A 16,076-nucleotide genomic window follows, 5' to 3' on the forward strand; every position below is an offset into this window, starting at 1 on the left:
AAGCAGCATTGTCTCCATCACATATTCCTTCGATAACGCCCACCCACATCATAAAGAGCCTGGGTAATGCTTCCAAGGGAGCAGTGTTGAACTGTACTCATAAGCTCTTCAAACATGTTGCCACCTTGTAACGCTGTCTCCTGAAGCTTTCTCAATGCCTTTTCTGAAACGGTTTCATGTTTTTCATTAAAATTTGAAAGCCTTCTGAGCTGCTCGTTTTTCTGCTCCTCGGTTGAGCGGGAAAGCTCAAGGCAGGACATCATCTCCTCATAGTCTGCATTTGGATCCTCAAAGGTGTTGACTCCTATTATGGGATATTGGCCGGAGTGCTTCAGGTGTTCATAATACATTGACTCTTCTTGTATTCTGCTTCTCTGGTATCCTGACTCCATGGCGCCCAGAACACCGCCCCTTTCGGTGATTCTTTCAAACTCCACAAGCACTGCCTCCTCAACAAGGTCTGTTAGTTCATCCACAATGAAACTTCCCTGAAGGGTATTTTCATTTTTGGCAAGGCCCCACTCTCTATTGATAATAAGCTGAATTGCAAGGGCTCGTCTTACAGACTCTTCAGATGGAGTTGTGATGGCTTCATCAAATGCATTTGTATGAAGACTGTTGCAATTGTCATACACAGCACAGAGAGCCTGGAGGGTTGTGCGGATATCATTGAACTGTATCTCCCTGCTGTGAAGGGATCTGCCCGAAGTTTGTATATGATATTTAAGTCTCTGGGATTGTCCATTTCCCTTGTAGAGGTACTTCATGGCCACAGCCCATATTCTTCTGGCAACCCTTCCTATTACGGTGTATTCCGGATCCATTCCGTTTGAGAAGAAAAAGGAGAGAGAAGGAGCAAAGCTGTCAATATCCATTCCCCGTGAAAGATAATACTCCACATAGGTAAAACCATTGGCCAGTGTCAACGCAAGCTGGGTTATTGGATTTGCACCGGCCTCGGCAATATGATAGCCAGAAATAGATACTGAATAAAAATTGCGGATGGCGTTATTGATGAAAAACTGCTGAATGTCTCCCATCATTTTCAGGGCAAACTCTATGGAGAAGATACAGGTGTTCTGACCCTGATCCTCTTTTAAAATATCTGCCTGTACAGTACCCCTGACACTTGACAGTGCCTTTTGCCTTATGGTGGCAAGTTCATCTTCCCGTGGCTCTTTTCCATGTTCATCTTTGAAACGCTCCACCTGCTGGGATATTGCTGTATTCATGAACATGGCAAGCATTATGGGTGCAGGCCCGTTTATGGTCATGGATACCGATGTGTTGGAAGCACAAAGATCAAAGCCGCCGTAAAGAACCTTTACGTCATCAAGGGTACAGATGCTGACTCCTGAATTGCCGATTTTTCCATAGATGTCAGGCCGGATATCAGGATCGCATCCATAAAGTGTCACAGAGTCAAATGCAGTTGAAAGGCGCTTGGCCGGATATGAACCAGAGAGCATTTTAAAACGCTTGTTGGTATCAGCAGGACCGCCTTCTCCGGCAAACATTCTTGTGGGATCCTCATCGGTTCGTTTAAGTGGAAAAACTCCTGCAGTGTATGGGAAACGCCCTGGAACATTCTCTTTTCTCATCCATTTGTAGAGTTCTCCGGGATCACTGTATCCTGGAATACAAACTTTGGGAATCTTTGAATGGCTTAAGGATTTAGTGTGAAGAGGCACCCGAATCTCTTTGTCCCTTACATTATAGACAAGTTCGTCACCGGAATACGAGGATTTCAGATTTTCCCACTGATCAATTGTCTCCCTTGTCTCTTTGTCAATACTCTTCTGTGCTTCTGCAATGGCATCTTTGAGCCGGTCAAGGATATTGTGGGATGAAACAGAAGCAGAGGAGGATGATGCTGATGTGGATGCAGTTTCGCAGGATTGGCTATCTCTATCGCCTGATGAGTGTTCAATAATATCCCTTGAGACCTCAAGGTGCCAAAGTTGTCTTAATGCCTCGGCTTGTGCCTGGGTGGTCTGGTGATAATTGCGTACAGTATCAGCAATTTCTGCAAGATAACGGACTCGCTCCGGTGGAATGATTATGGTCTTTGAACTTGATGCTCTTATGTCAGATCTTGGAATGGCGGTTTCAAAAGCGCACCCTGCATTGCTGTTGAGCATATCTATTAGGCCGTGATAAAAAGCTGTTACACCGTCATCATTGAATTTTGATGCAATTGTTCCATAAACCGGCATTTTGTCAGGTGGGGTATCCCATGCTTTGCGGTTACGCTGCACCTGTTTTCTGACATCCCTTAAAGCATCTTCACTGCCTCGTTTTTCAAACTTGTTTAGCACCACAATATCGGCATAATCAAGCATATCAATCTTTTCAAGCTGGGATGGAGCACCAAATTCTGCTGTCATAACATATATTGAAAGATCCACAAGATCAATGATACGGGAATCACCCTGGCCAATACCTGCTGTCTCTGCAATTACAAGATCATAACCGGCAGCCTTGACAACATCAATGGCTTCTGGCAGAGATGCAGGAAGCTCTGATTGAGATTCCCTTGTGGCAAGGGAGCGCATGTAAACACGGCCAGTCTCAATGGAGTTCATCCTGATGCGGTCACCAAGAAGAGCTCCTCCTGTCTTTCGGCGGGAAGGGTCACAGCTTATGATTGCAATGTGAATATCGGGAAAATCCCTTAAAAATCTCAGGATAAGTTCATCTGTCAATGATGATTTACCAGCTCCTCCTGTTCCTGTAAGGCCGATAACCGGAATTTTCCGATCTCCTTTTTTGCCGGAAAGCATATCCATAATGGATGACAGTGATGAATCATTTCTCTCCTTTGCCTCAAGTACTGCTGTGATGCAGTTTGCTGTTATGTATTTATCCTCAATACTTAAGTTGGAAAAATCAGCGCCTCTCTTTTCCACAGTGGAAAAATCCATTCTCTCCATCATATCGTTTATCATACCCTGAAGCCCCATGGAGGCGCCATCTTCAGGGGAGTAGATGCGGGCAACGCCATACTCATGAAGCTCTTTTATTTCAGTAGGGATAATAACCCCACCACCACCGCCAAAAACCCTTATTTCAGGAGCATTTTTCTCCCTGAGCAGATCCACAATATATTTAAAGAACTCCATATGACCGCCCTGGTAGCTTGATACGGCAATTCCCTGGGCATCCTCTTCAATGGCTGCATCCACAATTTCACCGGCAGAACGGTTATGGCCTATGTGAATCACTTCAGCGCCGGTATCCTGAAGGATTCTGCGCATAATATTAATGGATGCATCATGGCCGTCAAAAAGAGAGGTGGCAGTAACCACCCTTATACGGTTTTGAGGTTTGTAAATCTGTACAGGCATCGTCATGAAAATATCTCCTTATTATAACATGGCGGATCACCGCCATAATCCACATAGAGGCGAAAGTCTTTTAAAAACAAGCCTTTACCTAAAAATTTTTCAAATTTTACCCATATTTATTAAGAACTTAGCGCCCTTGGGGCGGGTTTCCCCATAACCCTCTGCTTTTGCAGAAGATAAAATGGAAAATCCTATACTATTATTTTTTTAAGGTTTGATTGTCGGGTGGAAAATGCCTTGAGCCTTTGAAATTCCTGAAAAGTCACCCGACAGTTTAAACTTGAAGAAGCGCTATGATCTTTTATAAGAAAGTCCCCGTCTTTTAAGGAGCTATAGGACTTTCATGCTTCGTTGTGACAGATGGATCTGCCATGGCCGTTTTATATGAAAGTCTCCTTAACAGACTGTTTTAAAAATGACTTTCATCCCTTCGATTGTGGCGGTAATCCGCCATGTCCGTTATAAAAAAAATCACATTGATTTGTTGAGAAGTGTCTTCAAAATTCAACTTTCAAAAACAAGTCCCAGTATGAAACGGGTCTGATATTCAATATATTCATCAATGGTAAATTGACTTGCAAGGTACCAGCGTCTGAATGCCCACATCTGACCAAGAACAGAGATGTTATGGCCCACAAGAGAAGCGGTTCTCTTATCAAATTCAGGAAATTCCCCCCTGCCGGAAAGTTTCAAAAGGGTCTGTATAAATATATCGGTAATGCGAAGCTCGTTTTCAAGAACTTTGCTTTTCCACTGAAGCGGCAAAAACTGGGTAACCTGATACATGAGAAGAACGTGATCATTCATTTTATCACAGACATGAAAATACTCGCGTATTATGCCTGCAATGGTGGCCTTGCCATTTTCAGATGCGTCAAGGGCATCTTCCACGGCACTCTCCACCTCGGAATGGATAGCTTCGCAGACAAGATAGAGCACATCTTCCTTGGAACCGACATACTCATAAAGAGAACCTATTGAGAATCCGGAAGCTTTAGCGATCATACGTGTTGTTGTTTTATGATATCCATGCTCCACAAACAGATGAACAGTGGCATCCACGATCTGTCTGCGTCTCTCCCTCACAAGATCAGGATTCTTTATCTGGGTGGGAACTCCTTCAGAATTGAATTCACTTTTTAACTCAGCAGTCTTTTTTTTCACAGGCTCCTCGTTTCCAGTGCACTTTTATTCCAGTCGCCATAACTGAAATTTAAATTCATTCATATGGTTATCAATGTTGAACGAGCGCTCAGTCAAATAGACATTTACACCTAATATAATTCCTTTGTCAAGGCATTATGAGTAAACTGACATGCCCTGATGATACTTCAGCTTCCCCCGATTACGACCTCAGCTTACCCCGATTACGAAATCGGCTTCCTCATATTTAAGAAAAAGGGAGCTGGTAAGTAGTTTCTTGGGAAATGAATGATGCCCTTTTTTTATAGAAAACAAAAAAACATTTGACAAAATAGTTTTATAGAATATAGTATCCAAAATAATAGACTGAGCGCTCGTTCGGAAAATGGTTTGTATTGCAGGCACCCTTTATTTTTCTCTTTATGCTTTTAAAAATTACAATCAAAATACAATCAGCAAATAGTGGAAAAATCTTCATGAGAAAAGTGTAAAGTTTTTTCTGAAGTGCATGAAGGATACCTGTATTTCCCCAAAAAGTTCATATTTCATAAAAAAATTCAAAATCGACATCTTATTGCTTTTTCAGCAGATATTGCATTTGTCTGAATCAGGATAACCAGGATGGATAAAGATGTTCAGGATATACAGTCCTGCCTTAGTAATTGGGTTTAATTAACTTACCCAAGCTCCCCATCGCAACCCTGTAAGAGATGGCTGGGGGTGAGATGAATGGGCAACTTATTAAAAATCAATTCGCCATCCTTCATATCAGATTAAACGGGCATGATTGTGTATCAATCATCCCCAACTATCAAAATGATAGTCATTTTCACGGTAAAGTAGTTTACACTTATTGTCTGGAGTAGAGACGCAATGCATTGCCTCTCTACGGTTGGGTTATTTTGGCATTTAAAACGTGTAAGCCGGCAAATGAAGGATGCCATCAATTCCTTATCTTTTTACCGTGGAAATGGATACAATTTTCCATATTCGGGGGTGGCTGAATGCCGGCCATGACCGTTTAATCTTGGATATCCTGATTCAGACAGTATTGACAAAGCTCAAAAGATCATACGACAGCTTAAACTTGAAGAACCATTATGGGGGTATCAACTTTGAAAGAATAGTTGTGATTTTACGGATATCCCCCCGCAACCTGTCACACTATAAGCAGAGGAGGAAAAGGGTGAATTTCGACCTTACAAAAGAGCAGGAGATGATCCGCAGGGAGGTAAGAAAGTTTGCCTTGAAAGAGATTGAACCCATTGCAGGAGAATTGGACGAAAATGAACAATTTTCGTCTGATTTAACCCGTAAAATGGGTGATATTGGTCTTTTTGGCATGTTTGTCTCTGAAAAGTATGATGGTCAGGCCATGGATTACCTTTCCTATATTATCGCGGTTGAAGAAATAGCGCGGATTGACGGTTCCCAGGCTGCAACAATCGCCGCAGGAAACTCACTTGGCATTGGGCCTTTGTACTATTTTGGCTCTGAAGAGCAGAAGAAAAAATATCTGCCTCCACTTTGTCGTGGGGAGGCCTTGTGGGGATTTGGACTTACAGAACCGACAGCAGGTTCAGATGCAGGTGGAAGCAAGACAACAGCAGTTCCTGACGGAGATGATTGGATAATTAATGGCTCCAAGATTTTCATCACAAATGCAGCATGCGAAATGACACTTGGAGTAACAGTTCAGGCAATTACAGGAACCCGTGCAAATGGAAAACCTGAATATACCTGTTTTATTGTTGAAAAGGGAACCCCTGGATTTAAAGCTGTTCCCATGCATAAAAAGATGATGTGGCGGGCATCCAATACAGCCGAGCTATATTTTGACAATGTACGGGTTCCAAAGGAGAATATCCTTGGAAAACAGGGTGACGGATTTCACCAGATGCTTAAAACACTTGACGGCGGAAGGCTCTCCATAGGCTCCATGGGCCTTGGCGGTGCCCAGGGTGCTTATGATCTTGCACTAAAATATGCAAAGGAGCGCAAGCAGTTTGGCCAACCCATCTCAAAATTTCAGGCTGTTGCATTCAAACTTGCGGATTGTGCAATGGAAATAGAATGTGCCAGAAATCTTCTCTATAAAGCATGCTGGCTCAGAAATGAAAAGCGTCCATTTGAAAAGGAAGCTGCCATGGCAAAACTCTACTGCTCTGAACTAATGGGGCGTGTTGCCAATCATGCGGTTCAGATTCATGGTGGTTATGGCCTGATGAAGGAGTACAATGTTGAGCGATTCTACCGAGATCAGAAACTTCTTGATATTGGAGAAGGCACATCTGAGGTGCAAAGGATCGTCATTTCGAGATATATTGGTTGTTAGACTTTGACCGTGGAAATGGATACAATTTTTCATATTCGGGGGTGGCTGGATGGTAGCCATGACCGTTTACTGTGAAAATGACTATCATTTTTATATTTAGGGATGATTGATACGCAATCAATCATGCCTGTTTACCGTGAAAGGGTCTTTCCCCAAAAAAAGTGTAAAATAATTTTTTTGATGCGATATGAAGGGTGCCAAAATCTCCCTCACTATTTTTTAAAAACAGAAATATCAAAATGGAGAACCACAATGGCTGATGAACCAGTTCTGATAAAAAAAGAAGAAGGCACAACTGCTGTTTTGACCCTTAACCGCCCTAAAGCCATGAACTCCCTTAATTTTGAAATGCTCCATGCAATAAAAGATGAGATAGAGAATCTTCAGTATCGAACAGATATCAGAAGCGTAATTATAACAGGAGCCGGAGAAAAAGCATTCTGCGCCGGAGCGGATCTCAAGGAGCGGGCAACACTTAAAGAGGAAGATGTCAAAAAATTTATATTTACAATCAGAAATCTTATGACATCAATTCAGAATCTTAACAAACCTGTCATTGCCGCGGTTAACGGAATTGCACTTGGCGGGGGAACAGAACTTGCGCTGGCATCTGATATCAGGGTGGCATCATACAGGGCTGTCATGGGGCTTACAGAGACGCGCCTTGCCATCATACCAGGAGCCGGAGGTACCCAGCGCCTTCCCAGGATAATTGGGGTTGCAAAAGCCAAGGAGCTTATCTTTACAGGGCGCAGGGTTGATGCAGATGAAGCCCTTTCCATTGGGCTTGTAAACAGGATATGTGCCCCTGAAGCTCTTATGAGTGAATGCATGGCAATTGCAGATATGATAAATGAGACAGGCCCCATTGCAGTTGAAATGGCAAAATATGCCATTAACCAGGGAATTGATACCAATCTTACGACCGGTCTTGCCATTGAATCCAATGCCTATCGTGTTACCATTCCCACCGAAGACAGGATTGAAGGTCTCACCGCTTTCAGGGAAAAACGAAAACCTGTGTATAAAGGAAAATAACATGACTGAAAACAGATCTTTCTGGGAACACGAAGAGTCACTGCTTGAAGAGCGTCAGCAGATGGCAATCTGGCCAGGGGGCCAAAAGGCTGTTGATCGCCTTGCTGCAAAAAACAAAAGGCCTGTGCGGGAACTTATACAGGATATGATAGATCCCGGGACATATTTTTTTGAACTTTCACTGCTTGCTGGTTTTGGCATGGGTTACCCGGGTGTTGATGATGTCCCTTGCGGGGGTATTGTCACAGGTCTTGGGAAAATCCATGGTAACTGGACAATGATTGTAGGTCATGACTCAAGGGTCAAGGCTGGTACCTATTTTCCCATTACACTAAAAAAACATATGAGGGCTCAGGCCATTGCTGACCAATGCGGAATCAACTCTGTCTATATTGCCGATTCAGGTGGGGTGTTTCTTCCCATGCAGGCAGAAGTTTTTCCGGATGACCAGCATTTTGGAACTATCTTTTATAATATGGCAAGAATGTCTGCCAAAGGCTTGAAACAGATTACAATGAGTACCGGTGGCAATACCGCAGGTGGTGCTTATATAGTATTCATGGCATGTCAATCCATCATGATTGACCAGCAGTCATTTTCATTTCTGGGCGGCCCCCCCCTTGTGAAGATGGCAACAGGAGAGACCATTTCCGCTGAAAACTTGGGAGGAGCAGAAGTTCATACTGCGACATCTGGTGGAGCCGACCATTTATGCGAGGATCAGGCAGATGCTGTGGCAAGGGTAAGAGCGATTTTATCACTTGACAGACCCCAGTCAATCCACCTGCACCGTTATCAGGAACAGGAGCCTGCAATACCTGCTGATACCATATATGACAGGATTCCCATGTCGGTTCACCAGGGCATTGATGTAAGATCCATCATTGAATGCATTGCTGATGGAAGCGTTTTTGATGAATCAAAGCAAAATTATGCCCGGGGAAGGGGTGATAACATTGTGGTGGGGAAAATGCGCATCAAGGGATTTCCCGTAGGTGTCATTGCATCCAACAGGGTGGGAATCATATTTCATGAAGCTGCCAAAAAGGCAACTGAATGGATTGTTAGATGCTCCCAGGAAAAGATTCCGCTGCTTTTTATTCAGAATTCCCCTGGCTTTATGGTGGGTTCTGAATCAGAGCATGCCGGTATCGGAAAATATGGTGCTGATCTTGTACGTGCTGTATCATGTGCCCAGGTACCAAAAATTCAGCTTGTGATAGGACCTGACAATGGTGCTGCAAACTACGGCATGTGCGGCAGGGCATATCGTCCACACTTTTTATTCTCCACCATGAGAGCAAGAACATCTGTCATGAGCGGCAAAAGCGCCGGCGGCGTTATGCTCTCCATTGAAGAGGCAAAGCGCAAAAAAAGCGGCAAGCCCATGTCACAGGAAGAAAAAGATGCATTCCAGCAGAAAATGATTGAAAGCTATGATGGCGAAGCCCATCCGTTTTACTGTGGAGCAAGGCTTCTTAATGACAGGGTACTTAAATTTTCGGAAATAAGGCAGTGGCTTGGAATGGCCTTTGAGGTTAGTCTTCTCAAAAAAATTGAAGAACCATCTTTTGGAAATTTCAGGTTTTAGAAACTGACGTGGTTAACCACCATGTACGTTATTAAAAAAAGCGTTAAAACAGCCATTTGGAGGTGTATGATGACTGAATATGATATGTGGAAAATTTTCCCAAGAATGCCCAAAAAAGTAATAATAGGTGATATAACCGTACGTGATGGATTCCAGCATGCTGAAAAATTCATTTCCACTGAGGCCAAAAAGTTTTACCTTGAGGAGCTGATTTTTGCCGGTTGCCGTCATATTGAGGTGACAAATCTTGGAAATCCCTACAGTATGCCCCAGTTCAGCGATGCTGAAGAGCTTTTCACCTATCTGCGCGGTGATCTTTTCAGGAAAAAATGTGCAAAAAGAGGTATTGATGTTGATGATATCTGCTTTACAGCCATAACAATACGTGAACCTTCTGTTGACAGAGCTATTGAATTAAAGCAGAAAGGGATAGGTCCTGACAGGGTACTTATGATGGTGTCCACAGAAGAAGAGCACCATTTTGCAAATTCCGGCACAACCCTTCCCAACTACTGGAAAGAGGCAGAAAGGTGCATAAAAAAATGTACGGATGCAGGCATTAAAATGTGCGGGACAGTAAGCACAATATGGGGCAGTCCCATAGGTGGTGCCACTGATATGAAGGATGCTGTTAAGTTTACAAAAAGATGGTTAGATATAGGCGCTAATGATGTTGAACATGCAGACCACGACGGCAGCGCATCGGCGGCTGATGTTTACCGTTACTTTTCAATGGTGCTTGATGAGCTTCCGGATGTAAATCTCCATATAGCGCATTTTCATGAGACCAAACGTGTGGCTTCTGCATCTGTTCTGGCATCACTTCAGGCAGGAATCAGAAATTTTGAGGCAACCCTTGGCGGACTTGGAGGGCAGCCTGCAAACTTCATGGATGATAGACCCATTAAGGGTACAGGAGAGTACTATTACGACGATCCCCGATATGTAGGTCTAATATGCCTTGAAGATACCCTTGTCCAGGTTGATGAGATGGGCATTGAACATGGCTGGGATGTTGACAGGGTTCTCTGGCTGGGAAAACAGATGGAAAGAACCATGGGAAAACGCCTCAGAAGTGAAGCCATGATAAACGGCAGAACCCTTAAGGAGGGGCATATGCATTATGCACGTCCGGGCCTTAAGAAGCTTAAAGAAAAGCTGGGTGAAAAACCTGATCAGCTTCTGCCGGAAGGCTGGGAATAACAGATTCGGGATAAGGGGCTTTGTAAAAAATCATTGTCCCATTCTCTTCTTGCTATTCATGCAGAAGTGTTTTAGATGATGTGAGTGGGTATTGATTTTTTTGAGTCCCTAATGCCAACAACGGGACGGCAAAATGCCGTCCAATCCAAGGAAAAAGATATGCAGAATGATGATATTACACCTCATATCAATGTGGACTACTTTGAGGATCTAACTGGCAATATTGAAGACGGAGAGAAGATCGACAATCTCAGTGGAAAAAAGAGGGAAACTGAAGATATCGGTACAAAGATCAGGAAACTGAGAGAGAAAAAAGGGATCACCATTGAAGAGCTTTCCAATCTTACAGGATTTGAAAAGGAGAGACTGGAAAAAATTGAAAAAGGAGTGGTGAAACCCCAGCTTGGTACTGTTATGAAACTTTCAAGATCTCTTGACAGCGCACTGAGTCGCCTTGTTTCAGATGTGGGTTCACAGCTCTACTCAATTACGAGAAAATCAGAAAGAAAATATATATCCCGTTCAACTTCACCGGAAGGGGAGAAGAAATTATACACATACATGAGCCTTGCTCCGGAAGTTAAGGGTCGCCACATGGAGGCCCTTATTGTGCAACTTGAGGAGAACCCTGCCAAAGATGTATCAATACATGACGGTGAGGAGTTTATATATGTACTTGAAGGTGTTGCCTCACTTGAAATTGACGGTGAGACCCATGAGCTCAATCCTGGGGACAGTGCCTACTACCTCTCCACAACACCCCATCTTATAAAGGCAAAAGAGGAGAGAGCAACAATCCTGGCTGTACTTTATGAATAATGTAGCGCTTCTTTAAGTTTAAACTGTCGGGTATTTTTTTAGACAACTCAAAGACTCAAGGCTTTTTCCACCCGCCAGTCAAACCTTGAAAGAACAGTATCTAAATAAGGAGCTGGAGACACATATGACAAAACCATTATGGACACCAACAGATGAGCGTGTGAAGCAAACCAATATGTATCGCTTCATGCAGGCTGTAAATGCAAAATATGGAAAAAATTTTACAGACTATGACGCCCTTTATGAGTGGTCCATTGAAAATCTTTCGGAATTTTGGGCATTCATGTGGGATTTTGCAGAGATCCGTTTTTCCAGATCCTATGACAAGGTGCTTGATGACCCATGCAAAATGCCAGGAGCAAAATGGTTTCAGGGAGCACAGCTAAACTTTGCCGAAAACCTTCTCCGCCTGAGAAACGATAAGATTGCCCTTGTTTTCAGGGGAGAAGATCAAGTGAGACGAACCCTCACATACAAGGATCTTTACGATGAGACTTCAAGGGTTGCAAAGGGACTGAAATCCTTGGGTATAAAGCCTGGAGACAGGGTTGTGGGCTTTGTACCCAACATGCCGGAGTCCATTATTGCCATGCTTGCTGCCACAAGCATTGGTGCTGTATGGTCATCATGCTCCCCTGATTTCGGTATAAAAGGGGTTTTGGACAGATTTGGGCAGACACGTCCAAAAGTTCTTTTTACAGCAGATGGATATTTTTTTAAGGGTAAACCCATTGACAGCCTGCAAAAAATTAAGGGCATTATTGAAGAGCTTCCCTCAATTGAAAAAATTGTGGTTATTCCCTATGCAGATGAAGATCCCCCTGTAAAAACCCTTCCCAGTGCTATTTTATGGGACAGGTTCAAAAACTCAAGGGCCGGAGAGATCGAATTTGAACAGCTTCCATTTGATCATCCCCTATATATCATGTACTCATCAGGTACCACAGGGCTTCCCAAATGTATGGTACAAAGTGCAGGTGGTGTTTTGATGCACCAGATAAAGGAGCTTATGCTCCACACTGATCTCAAGGAAAATGATACAATTTTTTATTTCACAACATGCGGATGGATGATGTGGAACTGGCTTGTGACATCTCTTTCTGTTGGTGCAACCCTTGTACTCTATGACGGCAATCCATTTCATCCGGGCCCGGATGCTCTGTGGCAGATGGCTCAGGATGAAAAAATAACTGTATTTGGAACCAGTGCCGGATATATTGCGGCTCTTAAAAACGCCGGTGTAAAACCAGCCCAGCAATTTGATCTTTCACCCTTGAAGGCACTTTTATCAACTGGATCTCCTTTGTCAAAGGAAGATTTTAAGTTCATATATGACGAGGTCAAATCTGACCTTCAGCTTGCATCAATTTCAGGTGGTTCAGATCTTAACGGATGCTTTGCCCTTGGTAACCCCATGGGGTCTGTCTATTCCGGTGAACTTCAGTGCAGAGGGCTTGCAATGAAGGTGTTTGCTTATGATGAAGATGGAAAACCTGTTGTCGGAGAGCAGGGCGAACTTGTCTGTACAGCACCATTTCCTTCCATGCCCATATATTTCTGGAACGATGAAGATGGATCTCGCTACCACTCTGCCTATTTTGACCACTATCCTGGTGTCTGGGCACATGGGGATTTCATTGAGGTTACTGAGCGCGGTGGAGTTATAATGTACGGCAGATCAGATGCTACATTGAATCCCGGAGGTGTCAGAATCGGCACGGCAGAAATCTACCGCCGTATTGAACAGATGGAAGAGATAGCAGACAGCGTAGTTGTGGGTCAGAACTGGAATAACGATGTCAGGATAATTCTATTTGTAACCATGCCTGAAGGGGTCAAACTGACAGACGGGATAAGAGAAAAGATAAGAAATGATATTCGCACCCATGCATCCCCAAGACATGTTCCAGCAAAAATCATAGAAGTGCCTGACATCCCCTACACATTGAATATGAAGAAGGTTGAGCTTGCTGTCAAAAAGATGATTCACGGCCAAGAGGTTAAAAATAAAGATGCTCTCAAAAATCCGGAAGCGTTGGATTTTTTCAGCAATATCAAAGAATTGAAGGAGTGATTTTATATAACGGCCATGGCGGCTAACCGCCACAACGAAGCATGAAAGTCCTGAGAAGCCTTGAATCACGGGGACTTTCTTATAAACGTACATGGCGGATTACCGCCACAATCGAAAGGTTGAAAGTCTTTATAAAAACAGCCACTTGCGGAGACTTTCATATAAACTGTCCAGGCAGACTCATCTGTCATAAAGAAGTATGAAAGTCCTTAAAAACATTAAAATACGGGGACTTTTGGCATGTTTCATTTATCGGGTTACACTTTTTTGTGAGAGATTCCCGCCACACAGAGTTTTCTCTCCGGAAAGTGTAAACTGGGAAATGAAGCATGCCGGACTTTTTTATGAAAAGTACTTTTAGGACATAATGAAGGATGTCGTATATTGACGACTGTAATGGCATCCATTATAATGCTATCCATGATAAAGTCGTTTAAAAATAGCGGAACGAAGGATATTTTTGATGGAACAGTCTCAAAGTCAGCCAGAAAGTGCTGTCCTAAATCTATTTGGTCTGTTGCTCAACGCAAATTGGACCAAATTAACCGCGTACAAGATATCACTGAGCTTATGATTCCCCCAGGAAACAGACTTGAACAATTAAAAGGTGACAGAGATAATCAATTCAGTATCCGAATAAATCAACAATATCGTGTTTGCTTTATTTGGGAGGAAGGCCAGGCATATGAAGTTGAAATCACAGATTACCACTGATAATATCTCGAGGAAGCTCCCTAAACATCGTCCTCCAACTCATCCAGGAGAAATGCTTTTGGAGGAGTTTGTGAAACCACTCAAAATTACCCAGACAGAACTTGCTCAAAAGTTAGGTGTCTCCTATCCTCGTCTTAACCAAATCATCAAAGGTTATAGATCAGTAACACCAGACACTGCACTAAGGTTATCTCAAGTTGTAGGAATGTCGGCAGACTTTTGGCTTGGGTTACAACAAGACTGGGACTTGTGGCATGCAATTAATAGCTCAAAATTTATCGAGATTAAAAAGTTACAACCAATATTAATAGACACAGAAAATTTAGCATAACATTTCGTTCATTATATCAGGCCATAGGGCTTCATAAAAAAAACCAGTAAAAAATTAATCCAGATAACAGAGAGTTATACTGTTCCAGATAATTAAATTGGCAAGCAGTGTAGGGGCAATCCCTTGTGGTTGCCCTTCAGAATTGAGAATGCCAAAATATTTTTCTGGAAATCTATAGACTTTTCGGCATCTTTCATATCTCCACAAAAGTAGTTTACACTTTTTGGAGAAAGCCCCTGAAAAACGGAGCTTGGCCTCAGAAAGTGTAAAGTGGTCATGAAGGATGCCGACTTTTCCATTATCAATTTAATTATCTGGAATACTATATATAAACTCAAAATCGACATCTTATTGCTTTTTTGCAATTGCGGAATTTGTCTGAATCAGGATAACCAGGATAAAAAGGATGTTCAGGATAGAAAATCCTGCCTTATCCTGTTAATCTTGGTAATCATGATTCAGACAGTTTTAATAAGGCTCTGAAGATCATAGGTGTCGAATTTGAGCATAAATCCGAATCGTATGGCGTCTGGTCAAAGATTATCTATTTTTCCCTTTCAATCAATCCCTTCACAAACCATCTCTGCATAAAAAGCACCACAAGCACAGGCGGAAGCATTACAAGAACCGCAGCCCCAAGGGCAAGGTTCCACTCGGGAAGATCATCTGCCTGGGGAATGAGGTTCTGAAGCCCTATTACAGCCGTTGTCATCTTGGGGTTTGTTGTAATCAGAAGAGGCCACAGATACTGGTTATAGCCATAGACAAACTCAATAACCACAAGGGCAGCAATATTTGTCCTTGAAAGGGGCAGCAGAATTTTCCTGAAAAATGTCATAGGAGATGCACCGTCCATCTTGGCTGCCTCGCAAAGCTCTTCAGGTACTGTAAGAAAAAACTGGCGGAACAAAAATGTACATGTGGCAGAGGCAACAAGCGGTAATATCAAACCTGTGTAGCTGTCAAGAAGACTCCAGTTAAGGCTTATTTCAAAATCATTCCCCGTGAACCACGATACTATATCGTTTAGATGACAAAATTCCCATATTGACTGCACAGGCCCAAGTACATTAGCTGCAACCTCATAGGTTGGCATTATTCTAACTTCCACAGGCAGCATAAGGGTACAAAATACAGAGGCAAATGCCACTGCCCGAAAACGATAGTCAAAATATACAATTGAAAATGCTCCAAGAATGGAAACAGCAATTTTGCCCACTGTTATGCCTGTTGCCATTAAAAAGGAGTTCATGATCTGGGTGCCAAGATCCCCCCTTGACCATGCCTGTTTCATGTTGACAAAAAACTGGTCACCAGGAACAAGAGGCATGGGAACCCTTGAAACATCCTCAAGTGTCTGGGTTGCTGCTATAAGACTGTATATAATGGGGAATCCTACAATCAGGATACCTGTAATCAAAAATATATATGTAAAAAAATCTAATATCGGTGTTTTTTCAACCATAACGTTTAACCATTTA

The 16,076-nt window shown here is 42.9% G+C and carries 11 protein-coding genes; 8 read left to right on the forward strand and 3 right to left on the reverse strand.

The window, feature by feature from the left end; all coding sequences use genetic code 11:
* Positions 1-17: 17 nt before the first annotated feature.
* Both icmF and MTBBW1_RS15630 read right to left on the reverse strand, forming a co-directional pair.
* Positions 18-3,353 carry a fused isobutyryl-CoA mutase/GTPase IcmF gene (icmF, locus tag MTBBW1_RS15625; protein ID WP_080804699.1) on the reverse strand — a complete coding sequence of 1,112 codons (3,336 nt, stop codon included), beginning with the start codon at positions 3,351-3,353 and terminating at the stop codon, positions 18-20.
* A gap of 498 nt (positions 3,354-3,851) precedes the next feature.
* On the reverse strand, positions 3,852-4,511 hold the full coding sequence (locus MTBBW1_RS15630; RefSeq protein WP_080804700.1) for a TetR/AcrR family transcriptional regulator: 660 nt from the start codon (positions 4,509-4,511) through the stop codon (positions 3,852-3,854).
* A gap of 1,165 nt (positions 4,512-5,676) precedes the next feature.
* On the opposite strand from MTBBW1_RS15630, the gene MTBBW1_RS15635 reads away from it, so the two are divergent.
* The 8 genes from MTBBW1_RS15635 (at position 5,677) to MTBBW1_RS15670 (ending at position 14,595) form a co-directional block, all read left to right on the forward strand.
* On the forward strand, positions 5,677-6,825 hold the full coding sequence (locus MTBBW1_RS15635) for an acyl-CoA dehydrogenase family protein (protein ID WP_080804776.1): 1,149 nt from the start codon (positions 5,677-5,679) through the stop codon (positions 6,823-6,825).
* Between the two features lie 252 nt (positions 6,826-7,077).
* Entirely contained in the window at positions 7,078-7,863 is a 786-nt protein-coding gene (locus MTBBW1_RS15640) for an enoyl-CoA hydratase-related protein (protein WP_080804778.1), read from the forward strand.
* A gap of 1 nt (position 7,864) precedes the next feature.
* On the forward strand, positions 7,865-9,454 hold the full coding sequence (locus MTBBW1_RS15645; RefSeq protein WP_080804701.1) for a carboxyl transferase domain-containing protein: 1,590 nt from the start codon (positions 7,865-7,867) through the stop codon (positions 9,452-9,454).
* Positions 9,455-9,520: 66 nt separating this feature from the next.
* Entirely contained in the window at positions 9,521-10,657 is a 1,137-nt protein-coding gene (locus MTBBW1_RS15650; protein ID WP_245809422.1) for a beta/alpha barrel domain-containing protein, read from the forward strand.
* A 159-nt stretch (positions 10,658-10,816) separates the two neighbouring features.
* A complete protein-coding gene (locus tag MTBBW1_RS15655) occupies positions 10,817-11,476 on the forward strand; it encodes a helix-turn-helix domain-containing protein (RefSeq protein ID WP_080804703.1) in 660 nt (219 codons plus the stop codon).
* A 124-nt stretch (positions 11,477-11,600) separates the two neighbouring features.
* Positions 11,601-13,550 carry an acetoacetate--CoA ligase gene (locus tag MTBBW1_RS15660; RefSeq protein ID WP_080804704.1) on the forward strand — a complete coding sequence of 650 codons (1,950 nt, stop codon included), beginning with the start codon at positions 11,601-11,603 and terminating at the stop codon, positions 13,548-13,550.
* A gap of 420 nt (positions 13,551-13,970) precedes the next feature.
* Positions 13,971-14,264, forward strand: a complete 294-nt coding sequence (locus tag MTBBW1_RS15665; RefSeq protein ID WP_080804780.1) for a type II toxin-antitoxin system RelE/ParE family toxin — start codon at positions 13,971-13,973, stop codon at positions 14,262-14,264.
* Positions 14,236-14,595, forward strand: a complete 360-nt coding sequence (locus tag MTBBW1_RS15670; protein WP_080804705.1) for a HigA family addiction module antitoxin — start codon at positions 14,236-14,238, stop codon at positions 14,593-14,595. Before MTBBW1_RS15665 ends, MTBBW1_RS15670 begins: the two co-directional genes overlap by 29 nt.
* A gap of 544 nt (positions 14,596-15,139) precedes the next feature.
* On the opposite strand, the gene MTBBW1_RS15685 is transcribed toward MTBBW1_RS15670, so the two are convergent.
* A complete protein-coding gene (locus MTBBW1_RS15685) occupies positions 15,140-16,060 on the reverse strand; it encodes an ABC transporter permease subunit (protein ID WP_080804708.1) in 921 nt (306 codons plus the stop codon).
* Between the last annotated feature and the right edge of the window lie 16 nt (positions 16,061-16,076).

Source organism: Desulfamplus magnetovallimortis (assembly GCF_900170035.1).
In the GTDB taxonomy this organism is placed as follows: domain Bacteria; phylum Desulfobacterota; class Desulfobacteria; order Desulfobacterales; family Desulfobacteraceae; genus Desulfamplus; species Desulfamplus magnetovallimortis.

Bases quoted from the DNA above. Each gene is read 5' to 3' on its own strand.
- MTBBW1_RS15655 (WP_080804703.1), top strand. From the start codon at position 10,817: ATGCAGAATGATGATATTACACCTCATATCAATGTGGACTACTTTGAG.
- MTBBW1_RS15645 (WP_080804701.1), top strand. From the start codon at position 7,865: ATGACTGAAAACAGATCTTTCTGGGAACACGAAGAGTCACTGCTTGAA.
- MTBBW1_RS15670 (WP_080804705.1), top strand. From the start codon at position 14,236: ATGAAGTTGAAATCACAGATTACCACTGATAATATCTCGAGGAAGCTC.
- MTBBW1_RS15660 (WP_080804704.1), top strand. From the start codon at position 11,601: ATGACAAAACCATTATGGACACCAACAGATGAGCGTGTGAAGCAAACC.
- MTBBW1_RS15650 (WP_245809422.1), top strand. From the start codon at position 9,521: ATGATGACTGAATATGATATGTGGAAAATTTTCCCAAGAATGCCCAAA.
- MTBBW1_RS15685 (WP_080804708.1), bottom strand. From the start codon at position 16,060: ATGGTTGAAAAAACACCGATATTAGATTTTTTTACATATATATTTTTG.
- icmF (WP_080804699.1), bottom strand. From the start codon at position 3,353: ATGACGATGCCTGTACAGATTTACAAACCTCAAAACCGTATAAGGGTG.
- MTBBW1_RS15640 (WP_080804778.1), top strand. From the start codon at position 7,078: ATGGCTGATGAACCAGTTCTGATAAAAAAAGAAGAAGGCACAACTGCT.
- MTBBW1_RS15665 (WP_080804780.1), top strand. From the start codon at position 13,971: ATGATAAAGTCGTTTAAAAATAGCGGAACGAAGGATATTTTTGATGGA.